Source organism: Streptomyces smyrnaeus (assembly GCF_017676345.1).
Classification (GTDB): Bacteria; Actinomycetota; Actinomycetes; order Streptomycetales; family Streptomycetaceae; genus Streptomyces; species Streptomyces smyrnaeus.
The window spans coordinates 111,064-125,261 of record NZ_JAFFZM010000005.1 but is presented as its reverse complement, the minus strand read 5'-3'; the positions used below and the strand labels follow the sequence as shown (position 1 = coordinate 125,261).

General features: G+C 72.3%; 15 protein-coding genes. 10 read left to right on the top strand and 5 right to left on the bottom strand.

The genetic code is table 11. The annotated features are described in order from the left end of the window. The first annotated feature begins 55 nt into the window (after positions 1 to 55). The 7 genes from JW613_RS10230 to JW613_RS10200 all read left to right on the top strand — a co-directional run bounded on the left by JW613_RS10230 (position 56) and on the right by JW613_RS10200 (position 6,829). The gene (locus JW613_RS10230; protein ID WP_209210674.1) at positions 56 to 1,303 is read left to right on the top strand and encodes a carbohydrate kinase family protein; all 1,248 of its coding nucleotides are present in this window, start codon (positions 56 to 58) and stop codon (positions 1,301 to 1,303) included. Between the two features lie 216 nt (positions 1,304 to 1,519). Beyond that, positions 1,520 to 2,386 carry an isocitrate lyase/PEP mutase family protein gene (locus JW613_RS10225; protein WP_209210395.1) on the top strand — a complete coding sequence of 289 codons (867 nt, stop codon included), beginning with the start codon at positions 1,520 to 1,522 and terminating at the stop codon, positions 2,384 to 2,386. 146 nt (positions 2,387 to 2,532) lie between these two features. Then, entirely contained in the window at positions 2,533 to 3,615 is a 1,083-nt protein-coding gene (locus JW613_RS10220) for a PhoH family protein (protein ID WP_209210394.1), read from the top strand. 11 nt (positions 3,616 to 3,626) lie between these two features. After that, the gene (gene ybeY / locus JW613_RS10215) at positions 3,627 to 4,127 is read left to right on the top strand and encodes an rRNA maturation RNase YbeY (protein WP_209210393.1); all 501 of its coding nucleotides are present in this window, start codon (positions 3,627 to 3,629) and stop codon (positions 4,125 to 4,127) included. Beyond that, on the top strand, positions 4,124 to 5,461 hold the full coding sequence (locus tag JW613_RS10210) for a hemolysin family protein (protein ID WP_209210392.1): 1,338 nt from the start codon (positions 4,124 to 4,126) through the stop codon (positions 5,459 to 5,461). The genes ybeY and JW613_RS10210 overlap by 4 nt, the downstream gene beginning before the upstream one ends. A gap of 80 nt (positions 5,462 to 5,541) precedes the next feature. Beyond that, positions 5,542 to 5,904, top strand: a complete 363-nt coding sequence (locus JW613_RS10205; RefSeq protein WP_209210391.1) for an MmcQ/YjbR family DNA-binding protein — start codon at positions 5,542 to 5,544, stop codon at positions 5,902 to 5,904. 106 nt (positions 5,905 to 6,010) lie between these two features. Then, entirely contained in the window at positions 6,011 to 6,829 is an 819-nt protein-coding gene (locus JW613_RS10200) for a hypothetical protein (RefSeq protein WP_209210390.1), read from the top strand. Between the two features lie 112 nt (positions 6,830 to 6,941). Here JW613_RS10200 and JW613_RS10195 read toward each other — a convergent pair whose 3' ends face one another. Then, positions 6,942 to 8,444 carry an MFS transporter gene (locus tag JW613_RS10195; RefSeq protein WP_209210389.1) on the bottom strand — a complete coding sequence of 501 codons (1,503 nt, stop codon included), beginning with the start codon at positions 8,442 to 8,444 and terminating at the stop codon, positions 6,942 to 6,944. A gap of 84 nt (positions 8,445 to 8,528) precedes the next feature. Here JW613_RS10195 and JW613_RS10190 point away from each other — a divergent pair, with 84 nt between their 5' ends. The 3 genes from JW613_RS10190 to era are packed head-to-tail and all read left to right on the top strand — an operon-like array spanning position 8,529 to position 10,851. Beyond that, positions 8,529 to 9,410 (top strand): helix-turn-helix transcriptional regulator, encoded by an 882-nt coding sequence (locus JW613_RS10190; protein ID WP_209210388.1) that lies wholly within the window; start codon positions 8,529 to 8,531, stop codon positions 9,408 to 9,410. A gap of 48 nt (positions 9,411 to 9,458) precedes the next feature. Further along, entirely contained in the window at positions 9,459 to 9,830 is a 372-nt protein-coding gene (locus JW613_RS10185) for a cytidine deaminase-like protein (protein WP_209210673.1), read from the top strand. 49 nt (positions 9,831 to 9,879) lie between these two features. After that, positions 9,880 to 10,851: a GTPase Era gene (era, locus tag JW613_RS10180; protein ID WP_099886483.1), complete on the top strand. Its 972-nt coding sequence runs from the start codon at positions 9,880 to 9,882 to the stop codon at positions 10,849 to 10,851. A 13-nt stretch (positions 10,852 to 10,864) separates the two neighbouring features. Here era and JW613_RS10175 read toward each other — a convergent pair whose 3' ends face one another. From JW613_RS10175 to JW613_RS10160, 4 genes are read right to left on the bottom strand one after another with little or no spacing between them, the layout of a single operon-like run. After that, positions 10,865 to 11,785 (bottom strand): ribonuclease Z, encoded by a 921-nt coding sequence (locus JW613_RS10175; RefSeq protein WP_209210387.1) that lies wholly within the window; start codon positions 11,783 to 11,785, stop codon positions 10,865 to 10,867. 29 nt (positions 11,786 to 11,814) lie between these two features. After that, positions 11,815 to 12,198 carry a histidine triad nucleotide-binding protein gene (locus JW613_RS10170; protein ID WP_209210386.1) on the bottom strand — a complete coding sequence of 128 codons (384 nt, stop codon included), beginning with the start codon at positions 12,196 to 12,198 and terminating at the stop codon, positions 11,815 to 11,817. Positions 12,199 to 12,249: 51 nt separating this feature from the next. Further along, a complete protein-coding gene (locus JW613_RS10165; RefSeq protein WP_209210385.1) occupies positions 12,250 to 12,987 on the bottom strand; it encodes a 16S rRNA (uracil(1498)-N(3))-methyltransferase in 738 nt (245 codons plus the stop codon). Further along, positions 12,984 to 14,069 (bottom strand): nitronate monooxygenase, encoded by a 1,086-nt coding sequence (locus tag JW613_RS10160; protein WP_209210384.1) that lies wholly within the window; start codon positions 14,067 to 14,069, stop codon positions 12,984 to 12,986. Before JW613_RS10160 ends, JW613_RS10165 begins: the two co-directional genes overlap by 4 nt. Positions 14,070 to 14,198: the final 129 nt, after the last annotated feature.

The window sequence follows — 14,198 nt, the reverse complement described above, 5'->3', positions numbered from 1 at the left end:
CGCCGGGCACCCCGCCGTGGCGGAACGGGGACAGCACATCGACGGGGAAGGCACGGTGAGCACGGTGAGCACGCGCGAAAACCCCCAGGCCGGTTCGCCGCCGGTCTCCGGCCAGGGGTGTTCCCAGCCCGGCCGGCCGGGACGCGGCCCCGTGGCTCCCCCGCACCCGGCGCACCCCGCGCACCCCCGGCAGGCGCACCGCGCCGCCCTCTCCCGCCCGCTCTTCGACCCGCTGGCGGCGGTCCGCCCTTCCGACGCCCCCCGCTGGGACGTCTATCTGACCGGCACCGTCTTCCTCGACATCATCTTCACCGGGCTGGACTCGGCGCCGGTACGCGGCACCGAGTCGTGGGCCCGCGGTATGGGCTCCTCCCCCGGCGGCATCGCCAACATGGCCACCGCGCTCGCCCGCCTCGGCCTGCGCACCTCGCTCGCCGCCGCGTTCGGCGACGACATGTACGGCGACTACTGCCGCGAGGAGTTGGAGGCGGGCGAGGGCATCGACCTCTCCCTCTCCCACACCGTCCCCGGCTGGCACTCCCCCGTGACCGTCTCGATGGCGTACGAGGGCGAACGCACGATGATCTCCCACGGGCACGAGGCACCCCCCAAGAACGCCGCCACCGCCTACGACCCGGACGCTCCCGAGTGCCCGCCCCCCGCCACCGCGTGCGTCTCCTCGCTGGTGCCGGGCCGCGCCCAGGAGTGGATCGCGACCGCCGCACGGCGCGGCAGCCGCATCTTCGCCGACGTCGGCTGGGACGAGACCGGCCGCTGGGACCTCGCGGCACTGGCCGAACTGCCCCACTGCGAGGCGTTCTTGCCCAACGCCGCCGAGGCGATGCGCTACACCCGCGCCGACACCCCGTACGCCGCCGCGCACGCCCTGGCCGAGCAGGTACCGGTCGCCGTGGTCACCATGGGAGCGGACGGTGCCTACGCCGTGGACGCCCGCACCGGGGAGACCGCCACCGTGCCGGGCATCGCCGTGGAGGCCCTGGACACCACGGGCGCCGGCGATGTGTTCGTCGCGGGATTCGTCACCAGCAGCCTCGCCGGATGGCCGCTGGCCGACCGTCTCGCCTTCGCCGGGCTCACCGCCGCGCTGTCCGTCCAGGAGTTCGGCGGCTCCCTCTCCGCCCCCGGCTGGCCCGAGATCGCCGCCTGGTGGCGCCGGGTGGGCTCCCAGGAGCCCAGCTGCGGCCACTACGCCTTCCTCAGCCGCATCCTCACCGACTGCGCCGCCTCGTCGCCGCCCCGCCGCGCCGTCCCCACCCTCGGCTTCCGCGACCGCGAGGGCTGACACCCACCGTCCGGGACGCGGACCGGACCGGCGGGAGCCCCGATCCCGCCCGCCGGTCCGCCCGTCGGCCCGGATAAAGGTCGGCAACTCAGGGTAAGCACATAGTGACTTTCTGCATATGGCGCGCCACCGCGTGCACCCTCCCGTCGGCCCGTCCGGCGGGCCGCTCCGCGGTGCCGGGTTCCGCTGCCCTCCTCCCTTCGAAAGGACCACGCGATGCGCTACGGAGACGCGCTGCGGGAGGACGTCCGCTCCCCAGGGACCACCCCGCTCATCGGGATCTACGACATGTACTCGGCATCCCTCGCCGCCCGGCACTACGACGGTCTCTTCGTCTCCGGCTTCGGATTCGCCGCCTCCCACTACGGACTGCCGGACATGGGCTTCATCGCCTGGCCGGACATGGTGGCCTTCGTGGAGAGGCTGCGCCTGGCCTTCCCCACCCAGCATCTGCTGGTCGACATCGACGACGGCTACGTGGACCCGGAGGTCGCCTGCCACGTCGTACAGCGGCTGGAGAGGACCGGGGCTTCCGGAGTCGTCCTGGAGGACCAGAAGCGCCCGCGCCGGTGCGGCCACGCCGAGGGCAAGCTGCTGCTCCCGCTGGAGGAGTACCTGGAGAAACTCCACCTGGTGCTGGACAGCAGGCGGGACCTGGTGGTGGTCGCCCGCACCGACGCCTCGGAGGAGGCGGACATCCTGCGCCGGGCCCGGGCGCTGGCGGAGACCGACGCCGACATCGTCCTCGTCGACGGGGTGCGCAGCGTCGAGGGGATCCGCCGCATCCGGGCTGCCGTCGGCGACAAGCCGCTGCTGTTCAACCAGATCGCGGGCGGCAGGTCCCCCCGCCTCTCCCTCGGCGAACTGACCACCCTGGGGTGCCAGGTGGCGATCTACAGCACCCCCTGCCTGTTCGCCGCCCACGCCGCGATCGACGCGGCGCTCACCGAGCTCAAGGCAGCCGACGGACGCCTGCCCGAGTTCGCCGAGCCCGGATCGATCGGTGTGCGGGCCTCCACCGAACTGCTGGAGAAGAACATCAGCAGGCACCGTCCGCTCGGCCCCCGGCTCGTCTCCGTCTGAGGGAACGGGCGGTGCCCCGGCCCGCCGCCCTGGCGCCGGTGCCCGCCCCGCAAAACCGGTGAGCGCTCCTGGAGCCTCGTCGTACCCTGGAGGCGTAGTGGAGGTACGCCGCAGCGAGGGAGATGAGCAGGCCCCAGAGGCCGCCCATGACGCAGACAACCCCATCCCAGGCCGGATCCGGGCAGGAGACAGCCCGCTTCACCGTGCCACCCAGCCACCCCATGGTGACGGTGCTGGGCTCCGGAGACTCTCTGCTGCGCGTGATCGAGGACGCGTTCCCCGGTACGGACATCCATGTCCGGGGCAACGAGATCAGCGCGACGGGTAACCCCGCGGAGGTCGCCCTGGTCCAGCGCCTTTTCGACGAGATGATGCTGGTGCTGCGCACCGGCCAGCCGATGACGGAGGACGCGGTGGAGCGCTCGATCTCCATGCTGCGCGCACAGGAGAACGGCACGGGCGCCGTCGACGAGACGCCCGCCGAGGTGCTCACCCAGAACATCCTCTCCAACCGAGGCCGCACGATCCGCCCCAAGACGCTCAACCAGAAGCGCTACGTGGACGCGATCGACCAGCACACGGTCGTCTTCGGTATCGGCCCGGCCGGCACCGGAAAGACATATCTCGCCATGGCCAAGGCGGTGCAGGCGCTCCAGGCCAAGCAGGTCACGCGCATCATCCTCACCCGGCCCGCGGTCGAGGCCGGTGAGCGGCTCGGCTTTCTGCCGGGCACGCTCTACGAGAAGATCGACCCGTATCTGCGGCCGCTGTACGACGCGCTGCACGACATGCTCGACCCCGACTCGATCCCCCGTCTGATGGCGGCCGGGACGATCGAGGTGGCGCCACTGGCCTACATGCGGGGCAGAACGTTGAATGATGCATTCATCATCCTGGACGAGGCGCAGAACACGAACCCCGAGCAGATGAAGATGTTCCTCACCCGGCTCGGCTTCGACTCGAAGATAGTGATCACGGGCGATGTGACCCAGGTCGACCTGCCCGGCGGGACGAAGAGCGGACTGCGCCAGGTGCGGGAGATCCTGCAAGACGTGGAAGACGTCCACTTCTCGCAGCTGACCAGCACAGACGTGGTCCGGCACAAGCTGGTGGGCCGTATTGTCGACGCGTACGACCGCTACGACAACGCCCAGCAGGCCGCTCCGGCCGAGGGCGACAGCGCGGGCGCCGATGCGCACGCGAACCGTGGCCACCGCAAGAGGAAGTAGTCGGCACCACCATGTCGATCGACGTCAACAACGAGTCCGGCCGCCGGGTCGACGAGGAAGCGGTGCTCGACATCGCCCGCTATGCCCTGGCCCGAATGCGGATCCATCCGCTGTCCGAGCTGTCGGTGATCGCGGTCGACGCCGCCACCATGGAGCAGCTGCACAAGCAGTGGATGGAACTGCCGGGGCCCACCGACGTGATGTCCTTCCCGATGGACGAGCTGCGCCCGCCGTCCCGGGACGAGGAGGAGCCCCCGCAGGGTCTGCTCGGTGACATCGTGCTGTGCCCCGAGGTGGCCGAGAAGCAGGGTGCCGACGCACCGACGCAGCACTCCATGGACGAGGAGCTGCAACTGCTCACCGTGCACGGCGTGCTGCATCTGCTGGGCTACGACCACGAGGAGCCCGGCGAGCGGGCCGAGATGTTCGGACTGCAGTCCGCGATCGTCGACGGCTGGCGCGCCGAGCGCGGACTGTCCGGGCCCTCTCCCGCACCCACGACGACATCGTGAGCACACCGCTTCTCGCCGCCGTCGTCCTGCTGGTGATCGTGGCGTGGCTGGCCGCCTGCGCCGAGGCGGGGCTGGCCCGCACGACCAGCTACCGGGCCGAGGAGGCCGTGCGCCAGGGCCGGCGCGGCGGCGCCAAGCTGGCCGCGGTGGCCGCCGACCCGACGCGCTACCTCAACCTGGCCCTGCTGCTGCGGGTCGCCTGCGAGGTGGCGGCCGGCGCGCTGGTGACGTACGCCTGTCTGCGCGCCATCGACGGGACGTGGCAGGCGCTGGCCGTCGCCATAGGTGTGATGGTCTTCGTCTCCTATGTCGCCATCGGGGTGTCGCCGCGCACCATCGGCCGCCAGCACCCGCTGAACACGGCGACGGCCGCCTCCTATGTACTGCTGCCGCTGGCCCGCATCCTGGGCCCGGTGCCGCAGCTGCTGATCCTGCTCGGCAACGCGCTCACCCCGGGGAAGGGATTCCGCAAGGGACCGTTCGCCAGCGAGGCGGAACTGCGCGCGATGGTGGATCTCGCGGAGCAGGAGTCGCTGATCGAGGCGGAGGAGCGGAAGATGGTGCACTCCGTCTTCCAGCTCGGTGACCGGCTGGTACGCGAGGTGATGGTCCCGCGTACGGACCTGATCACGATCGAACGGTTCAAGACGATCCGGCAGGGGCTGACGCTGGCCCTGCGCTCGGGCTTCTCGCGGATCCCGGTGGTCGGGGAGAGCGAGGACGACGTGGTGGGCATCGTCTACCTCAAGGACCTGGCCCGGAAGGTGCACGTCAGCCGGGACGCGGAGACGGAGCTGGTCTCCACCGCGATGCGGCCCGCCACCTTCGTACCGGACACCAAGAACGCGGGCGATCTGCTGCGGGAGATGCAGAAGGACCGCATCCATGTCTCCGTGGTGATCGACGAGTACGGCGGCACCGCCGGGATCGTGACCATCGAGGACATCCTGGAGGAGATCGTCGGGGAGATCGCCGACGAGTACGACCGTGAGCTGCCGCCCGTGGAGGAGCTGGGCGAGGGCCGCTACCGGGTCACGGCCCGGCTGGACATCGGCGACCTGGGCGAACTGTTCGGGCTGACGGGGCTGGACGACGAGGACGTGGAGACGGTCGGCGGGCTGCTCGCCAAGTCGCTGGGCCGGGTACCGATCGCCGGCGCGACCACCACGGTCGATGTCTCCCAGGACCACTCCGATCCCACCCTGACGGGCCTGCGGTTGACGGCCGAGTCCCCGGCGGGCCGCCGCAACAAGATCGTGACGGTGCTCGTCGAGCCGGTCCGGGAGCCGGCCGCGGCGGACGGCGAGGAGAGCACGGCGCTCACCGAGGGCTGACGGTGCCGGCCTTGGTCCGCCGGGCCGCGGCAGCCCTCGGCCCGGCGGTCGCTGTCACAGGCGGCACCTACGCTGTGGCCATGACGCCGGACGAGCTCAAAGCCTGCTGCCTGGAGCAGAACGAGGCGTGGGAGGACTTTCCGTTTTCCACCTACCCGGGGCTGTCCACCTTCAAGGTCAGCGGCAAGATCTTCGCCCTCAGCGCCCTGGACGAGACACCGCTGAGCGTGAGCCTCAAGTGCGATCCGGAGATCGCGGTGCGGCTGCGCGCGTCGTATCCGGCGGTGCGGCCCGGCTGGCACCTCAACAAGCGCCACTGGAACACGGTGACCCTCGACGGAAGCCTGTCGGACCGGACCGTGCGGGAGATGGTCGAGGACTCCTACGACCTAGTGGTCGCCGGGCTGCCCCGGTGGGAGCGGCTGCGGCTGGGGCAGGGCTGACGCCTCGGGCGTACCCGGCCGCCGCCACCTGTTCGGGGGCTCCCCGCTCGCGCTCCGGGGCGGCAACTGGCCGGCTGGGATGTGAGGCCGTCCGAAAGGCGATCCGATGCGCGCTGCACGCTGCTTTCCCCTCGCCGGCGCCCTGGTCGCCGCCGTCCTGCTGCCCCTGGTGGGCTGCGGCGACGACGGGGAGGCCGGGCCCGGTGACGGGACCTCCTCCCCCTCTCCGCCGCCGTCGAAGCCCGGCGCCACCCCGACCGGTTCGCCCACGAAGGCCGACGGTCCGCTCAGCAAGCAGCAGGCCCGTGCCGCGCTGCTGGTCGAGGGCGTCCTGCCGGCCGGGTGGCAGCACGCGGACCTGGACGACACCACGGCGGCCGGGGACGCGCCCGACGACCTGAGCACCAAGGACCGCAACTGCAAGCGGCTGCTCGACGCGCTCGGCGGTGACCTGGACAAGCACGAGGCCCGCACCGACGCCTCCCGCGACCACCGCAAGAGCGCCGACGGCCCCTACCTCTCCAGCGAAGTCGCCTCCTACGACAGCACGGGCGGCGACGGCTCCAAGCGGGCGCTGAGCATCTTCGAGAGCGTCCGCGAGAGCTGCAGGAAGTTCACCACCGAGAACAACGCGGTCACCGTCCAGTTCACCGTCTCCCGGCTGAAGGTGCCAACCGGCGCCGACAGCGCGAGCGCCCGGCTGCGCGGCACCGCCCGGGGCGGCCCGGCCGACGGCGAGCAGCTCACCCTCGACCTGGTGCTGACGCGGGTGAAGCAGTCCACGACGGGGCTGGCGCTGCTGTCCGTCGGCGACGGCGACACGGCTGTGACGACGCGGGCGGCGAAGGCCGCCGCCGCGCGGCTGAAAGCCGTGACGGAAGGGCGCACCCCCACACCGACGGTGCCCCCGGAGCAGGGCGACTAGCGCGTGCCCGGCGTGCGCAGGGCTGCGCCCCGAAGGGGCGCGGGGAACTGCGCGAGCGGCCACGCCGCTCCCGCAGCCCGCAGACGTCGGGCAGGGGCGGGCACTCCCCCGGCTACGGCTGCTCCGCAGGTCGGCGACGGCCCACCGTGAGGGCCACCAGGGCGCCGGTGGCGAGCAGGACGACGACATCGGCACCGAGACCCAGCTTGATCCCGCCCAGGGTGGCGGCGTCGGCTGAGGTGCCGCCACTGCGCAGGACACCCGCCCAGCCGACGGACAGGGCGCTCAGCAGCGGGATGCCGAGCGCCAGGCCGAGTTGCATGGCGCTGGTGACCAGCGAGGTGGCGCGGCCCTGGTCGGTGTCGTCGAGTCCGGAGGTGGCGGTGACGCCGTAGGTGACGACGGCCACCAGGTGCAGCCCGCTGGCCAGTGAGATGGCCACCACGACCAGCCACAGCCCGCTCCCGGTGCCCAGGCCCAGCAGCGCCGCCGTCAGCGCCCCCTGACCGATCAGGGCGAGCGCCAGGGTGCGCGGGGCGCCGATCCGGCGGGCCACCCGGGGTGCGACGGCGCCGCCCGCGACGGAGGCGAGCCCCTGCACGCCGAAGACCAGGCCGGAGACGAGTGCGGAGACACCCAGCAGGTCCTGGAGGTAGAGCGTCATCAAGAAGACCACGGCGGTCATCATCGAGACGGTGACGAGCCCGGCCAGGTTGCCGAAGGCGACAGTGGGGCGGCGCAGCATCCACAGCGGCAGCAGCGGCTCGGCGCTGCGGGCCTCCACCCGGACGAACAGGACGAGCAGCGCCAGCCCGGCGACGATGGCGATCAGCACATCGGGGCGGGAGAAGCCCTCCTCGGCTGCGGTGGACAGCCCGTAGACGACACCGAAGAGCCCCCCGGTGACGGTCAGCGCACCGGGCACGTCCAACCGGGTGCGCGGCCCCCGGCTCTCGCTCAGCAGCCGGGGCGCGGCCAGCAGCACCAGCACCCCGCCCACACCCAGCAGGCCCATGGTGGAGCGCCAGCCGAGGGTGTCGGTGAGGATGCCGCCGACGACCATGCCGACGGTGAAGCCCAGTGCCATCAGCGAGCCGTTGATGCTCAGCGCCTTGGTGCGCTTGGGGCCCTCGGCGAACGAGGTGGTGATCAGGGCCATGCCGGTGGGAACCAGTGCGGCGGCACCGAGCCCTTGGAGTGCGCGCCCGGCCAGGAAGAGCGGCGCGGTGGGTGCGACGGCGGCCAGCACCGAGGCCCCCGTGAAGAGGGCCAGCCCGGTCAGGAACGTACGGCGGCGGCCCAACTGGTCGCCCAGGCGGCCGAAGAGCAGCAGGAAGCTGCCGGTGGGGAGCGCGAAAGCGGTCACGGCCCACTGCAGCCCGGCCTCGCCCAGCCCCAGGTCGGGGCCGAGGACGGGCAGCGCGACGTTCAGCACGGAGAAGTCGAGCGCGACGAGGAACTGCGAGGCGCACAGCACCACGAGGAGCAGGATCTCGCGCGGGGTGAAGCGCTGGGACGGCCGGGAGTCGGCCGGACGGCCGGACGGTGCCGGGTGGTCGTGGTCGGGGACCGGCGCGGGCGCGGTCGTATCCGGTACGGAAGCGGTCGTTGGCATGATCACAGCCTGCTGGCGCGGAACACCCCGTGGGGAGCTGCTGTTTATGGTGGTGCCCGCACCACCAGTCAGGGAGGGGATCAGGTGGCCAGTGCATCGAGGAGCCGACCGGAGACAGCCCGGCGCGGCGCGGAGCTGCGCACATTTCTGCGCTCCCGCCGGGCCCGCGTCTCCCCCGCCGAGGCGGGACTGCCCGACGGCGGCCCCCGGCGCCGGACACCGGGGCTGCGCCGCGAGGAGGTGGCCGTGCTCGCCGGGGTGGGCGCCTCCTGGTACCAGTGGCTGGAGCAGGGCCGGGACATCACCGTCTCCCCGCAGGTACTCGACGCGGTGGCGCGGGTGCTGCGGATGAGCGCTGCCGAGCGGCGGCATCTGTACGTACTGGCGGGCCTCAACCCGCCGCTGCCCGAGTCGGAGTATGACCGCGACTATCTGTGCGACGGGTTGCAGCGGCTCATCGACACCTGGATGCCGTATCCGGCGCACATCATGGACCCGTACTACAGCGCCGTCGGGCTCAACGAGTCGGCGCGGCTGGTGATGGGCATGGACGCGCAGGAGAACTGCATCATCAACTTCTTCTGCGACGAGCGCTACCGCGCCCGCTCGGTCAGCTGGGAGCAGAACGCGCCGGGCGTCGTCGCCGAACTGCGCGCCTCACTGGCGGAGTGGCCGCAGGACGAGGGGTTCCAGCTGCTGCTGGAGGAGCTGCTGGCCAACAGCGACGACTTCCGCCGGCTGTGGGGGCTGGGCGATGTCTGCCGCCCCGGTCAGCGGCGCAAGGAGCTGGACCACCCGGTGGTGGGCGCGCTGCACTTCGAGTCGACGACGCTCCAGGTGCCGGCCCGGCCCGATCTCAGACTCATCCTGCACAACCCGGTCGCGGGCACCGGCACCGCCGAGAAGCTGCAGCGGCTGGCCGAGCCGGAGCTGCGCCGCGCCACCCTCCACCAGGTCGCGGGATGAGGCACCCGGTAGGTGAGGCACCTGGAGGGCATGGTGCGGGCACCGCATATGCTCGCGGTCATGAGTGACCAGAGCACCGGCGGGCCGAACCCGGAAGACCGCAAGATCGTCACCCTGGCGCGCAGTGCGCGTGCCCGCAACGCCGTCCCGGAGGGCGCCGCAGTGCGGGACGAGACGGGACGCACCTATGTGGCGGGGTCGGTGGCGCTGCCCTCGCTGCGGCTTTCGGCGCTGCGTACGGCCGTGGCGATGGCGGTGGCCTCGGGTGCCACCTCCCTGGAGGCGGCGGCCGTGGTCTCGGAGGCCGAGCAGGTCCCGGCCGAGGACCTGGCGACCGTACGGGACCTGGGCGGGCCCGCCACCCCGGTGCTGCTGGCCGGGCCGGACGGCGAGGTGCACTCGACGGTGACGGCGGGCTGAGCCGAGGGCTCGGCCGAGAGCTCCCCGTCCATCGGGGAGAATGGTCGTCATGAACGCATCTTCCGCCACCGCCGGCGACACCGAAGGCCGCGCCCGGGACGAGGCAGAGCACCGCTCGGGATTCGCCTGCTTCGTCGGACGCCCGAACGCGGGCAAGTCGACGCTGACCAATGCGCTGGTGGGCACGAAGGTCGCGATCACCTCCACCCGCCCGCAGACGACCCGGCACACGGTGCGCGGCATCGTGCACCGCCCGGAAGCCCAGCTCGTCCTGGTGGACACCCCCGGCCTGCACAAGCCCCGCACCCTGCTCGGCGAGCGCCTCAACGACGTGGTGCGCACCACCTGGGCGGAGGTCGACGTCATCGGCTTCTGCCTGCCCGCCGACCAGAAGATCGGCCCGGGCGACCGGTTCATCGCCGGGGAGCTGGCCGAGCTGAAGAAGCGGACGCCGAAGGTCGCCGTGGTCACCAAGACCGACCTGGTCTCCAGCAAGGCGCTCGCGGAGCAGCTCCTCGCCGTCGACCAGCTCGGCCGGGAGCTGGGCATCGAGTGGGCGGAGATCGTTCCGGTCTCCGCCACCGAGGGCTCCCAGGTGGACCTGCTGGCCGATCTGCTGGTGCCGCTGCTGCCGCAGGGTCCGCCGCTGTACCCGGACGGCGATCTGACGGACGAGCCCGAGCAGGTCATGGTCGCCGAGCTGATCCGCGAGGCGGCGCTGGAGGGCGTACGGGACGAGCTGCCGCACTCGATCGCGGTGGTGGTCGAGGAGATGGTGCCCCGCGAGGACCGCCCCGCCGACCGTCCGCTGCTGGACGTACACGCCAACATCTACATCGAGCGCCCCAGCCAGAAGGGCATCGTCATCGGCCCCAAGGGCAAGCGCCTCAAGGAGGTCGGCAGCAGCTCGCGCCGGCACATCGAGGCGCTGCTGGGCACCCCCGTCTACCTCGATCTGCACGTCAAGGTCGCCAAGGACTGGCAGCGCGATCCCAAGCAGCTGCGCCGGCTGGGCTTCTGACTCCGCGGGCCGGTCAGGCCCGTTTGGGCACCGGGACGCGCATCAGGTCCCGCGCCGCCGTCAGTTCGCCCTCGAAGCCGGCGGCGCGTGCCTCCGCGGCGAACACATCGGTGTCCTGGTAGCGCTGCGAGAAGTGCGTCAGCACCAGATGCCGTACGCCCGACTCGGCAGCGACCCGGCCCGCCTGGAAGGCCGTCAGATGCCCGGAGACCTCGGCCAGCTCCGCGTCGGCCTGCAGGAACGTCGACTCGATGACGAGCATGTCGCAGCCCTCGGCCAGCTCGTGGACCCCGTCGCACAGCCGGGTGTCCATGACGAAGGCGAAGCGCTGTCCCCGCCGCGGCTCGCTGACCTCTTCCAGACGTACGCCACGCAGTTCCCCCTCCCGCTGGAGGCGGCCCACGTCCGGACCGCTGATACCGCGCTCCGCCAGCAGGTCGGGCAGCATACGGCGCGCGTCCGGTTCGGTGAGCCGGTAGCCGAAGGTGTCGATGCGGTGCGAGAGCCGACGCGCCTCCAGGGTGAACGGCACCTCGGGCTGCGCCGGGCCGCCGGCCAGCACCCCCGGTGCGGTGACGGGCTCCTCGCGCAGCCGCACCGTGTCATGGAACGGCGTGGCGTGCCGCAACCGTTCGAAGTAGTGGCGCCCGCTCGCCGGGAAGTACGCCGTCACCTCGTGCGGCACCCCGTCGAGGCTCATGTGCTGGATGACGCCGGGCAGACCGAGGGTGTGGTCGCCGTGGAAGTGCGTCAGGCAGATACGGGTCAGATCGTGCGCGGCGACGGAGGTGTGCAGCATCTGCCGCTGGGTGCCCTCACCCGGGTCGAACAGGATGCCCTCGCCGTCCCACAACAGGATGTATCCGTTGTGGTTGCGCTGCCGGGTGGGCACTTGGCTGGCGGTACCCAGTACGACCAGTTCTCGCACCGACAACGCGCCTCACCGCCTCACTTGCGTCGCTCTCATCCGGGCGGCCATTCCAGACCGCGGCCCCCGAGCACATGGGCGTGCGCGTGGAAGACCGTCTGCCCCGCGCCCGAACCGGTGTTGAAGACCACCCGGTACCCGGTGCCCGGACCGCCGTGCGGCACGGCGATCTTCTCCATCGCCGCCACCTCGCCGGCCTCCCGCACCACGTCGGCGATCAGCTGCGGAGAGGCCGCCGCGAGCGAGGCCGCGTCCGGATGGTGCGCTTTGGGGATCACCAGCACATGGGTGGGCGCCTGCGGGTTGATGTCGCGGAACGCAACGGTCGTGTCGGTCTCCCGCACCAGCGTCGCGGGCACCTCGCCGGCGACGATCTTGCAGAACAGACAGTCCTGCTGCGGTTCTCCGTTGGAAGCCATGCCGGGATGTTACCCGAGGGGTGTCGTGGCCCCCGGCGATCGGACAGCCCCTCAGTTCCAGCGACCGCAACGGGCGAGAACGACGGCGGCGGCGGCCGTCCCGGCCGTGGAGGTCCGCAGCACGGACGGCCCCAGCCGGAACGGGGCGGCCCCGGCGGCGGCGAACAGCTCCAGCTCCTCGGGGGCGACGCCGCCCTCGGGCCCCACCACCAACACGATCTCCCCCACCGCGGGCAACTCGGCGGTGGCCAGCGGAGTGCTGCCCTCCTCGTGCAGCACCCCGGCGAAGTCGGCCGACCGCAGCAGCTGTGCGACCTCGGCGGTGGAGGCGAGGTCGGCGACCTGGGGGAACCGCAGCCGACGCGCCTGCTTACCCGCCTCCCGCGCGGTGTTCCGCCACTTGGCGAGCGACTTGGCCGCCCGCTCCCCCTTCCACCGGGTCACGGCGCGCGACGCCGCCCACGGCACGACGGCATCCACGCCCGTCTCCGTCATCGTCTCCACCGCCAGCTCCCCCCGGTCCCCCTTGGGCAGCGCCTGTACGACGGTCAGCCGCGGCCGCGGTTCCGGCTCCGTACGGACCTCGCGGACGGCGATCTGCAGCCGGTCCTTGCCCTCGGCGGCGGTCACGCTCCCGTACGCGCCCGCTCCGGCGCCGTCCGTCAGGACGATCTCCTCGCCGGGGCGCAGCCGCCGCACCGAGACGGCGTGCCGCCCCTCCGGCCCGTCCAGTACCACCGTGCCCGGGCGCAGCAGCCCCGAGTCGGCGAGGAAGACCGGCGCGCTCACGAGGGCGACCCCGCGAGTGCCGTACGCCCCTCGGCGAGCTCCGCCGCCAGCACCTCCACCAACTGCCCGGCGGGCAACTCCCGCGCCAGCCGGTGCCCCTGACCCGCCCACAGGGCCATCGCCTGCGGGTCCTTCGCCCTGGCGGCGGCCTTGCGCAGCCCGGCCGTCAGATAGTGCAGCTGCGGGTAGGCAGCGGGCGCGTACGGGCCGTGTTCCCGCAGGAAGCGGTTGACCAGTCCGCGCGCCGGGCGCCCCGAGAAGGCCCGGGTCAGCTCGGTGCGGGTGAACAGCGGACTGGTCAGCGCCTGCTTGTGCAGCGGGTGGGCACCGGACTCCTCGGTGGGCACGAAGGCGGTGCCCAACTGCCCGGCCACCGCGCCCGCGGCGAGCACGGCGGCGATCTGCTGCCCGCGCATCAGTCCCCCCGCGGCGATCAGTGGCAGCTCCACCGCCTCCTTGACCTGCGTGATCAGCGACAGCAGCCCGATACCGGCGCTCCCGCGGTCACCCTGCGCGTCGTCGCGGTGCGTGCCCTGGTGGCCGCCCGCCTCTATGCCCTGCAAGCACACGGCGTGCGCACCGGCCGCCTGCACCGCGCGCGCCTCAGCGACCGAGGTCGCGGTCACCACGGTGCAGGTGCCCTGCTGTGCGAACCGCGCCAGCACCCGGCGGGTGGGGCAGCCGAAGTGGAAGGAGACGACCGGGACCGGATCGTCGTGGAGGATCGCCAGCTTCGCCTCGTACGCGTCGTCCGTCGTGACGTCGGTGTCGCCCAGCTCCGTCTCGTACCAGGTGGCCTCGCCCGCGAGTTGTTCGCGGTAGACGTCGACCGCGGACGGGTCGGTGGTGCGCGGCTGCGGCATGAACAGATTGACGCCGAACGGGCGCCCCGTCAGCTGCCGCAGCTGTCTGATCTCCTCGTACATCGCCTCGGGCGTCTTGTACCCGGCGGCCAGAAAGCCCAGGCCACCCGCCTCGCTCACCGCCGCGGCCAGCTCGGGGCGGGAGACCCCACCTGCCATCGGGGCCTGGATGACGGGGTGCGCAGTCAGCTCGGAGAGCGAAGGCGACGAGGTGGACATGGCCACATCCTGTCACGCCCCCACCGCACACCCCCGTGCACCCTCGGTGTCCGCCACCGCGCCCCCGGTGCCCGGTTCGGCACCGGGGCCGAACCCCCGGCCGCCGGTCCTCAACGCCCGTTGAAGGCA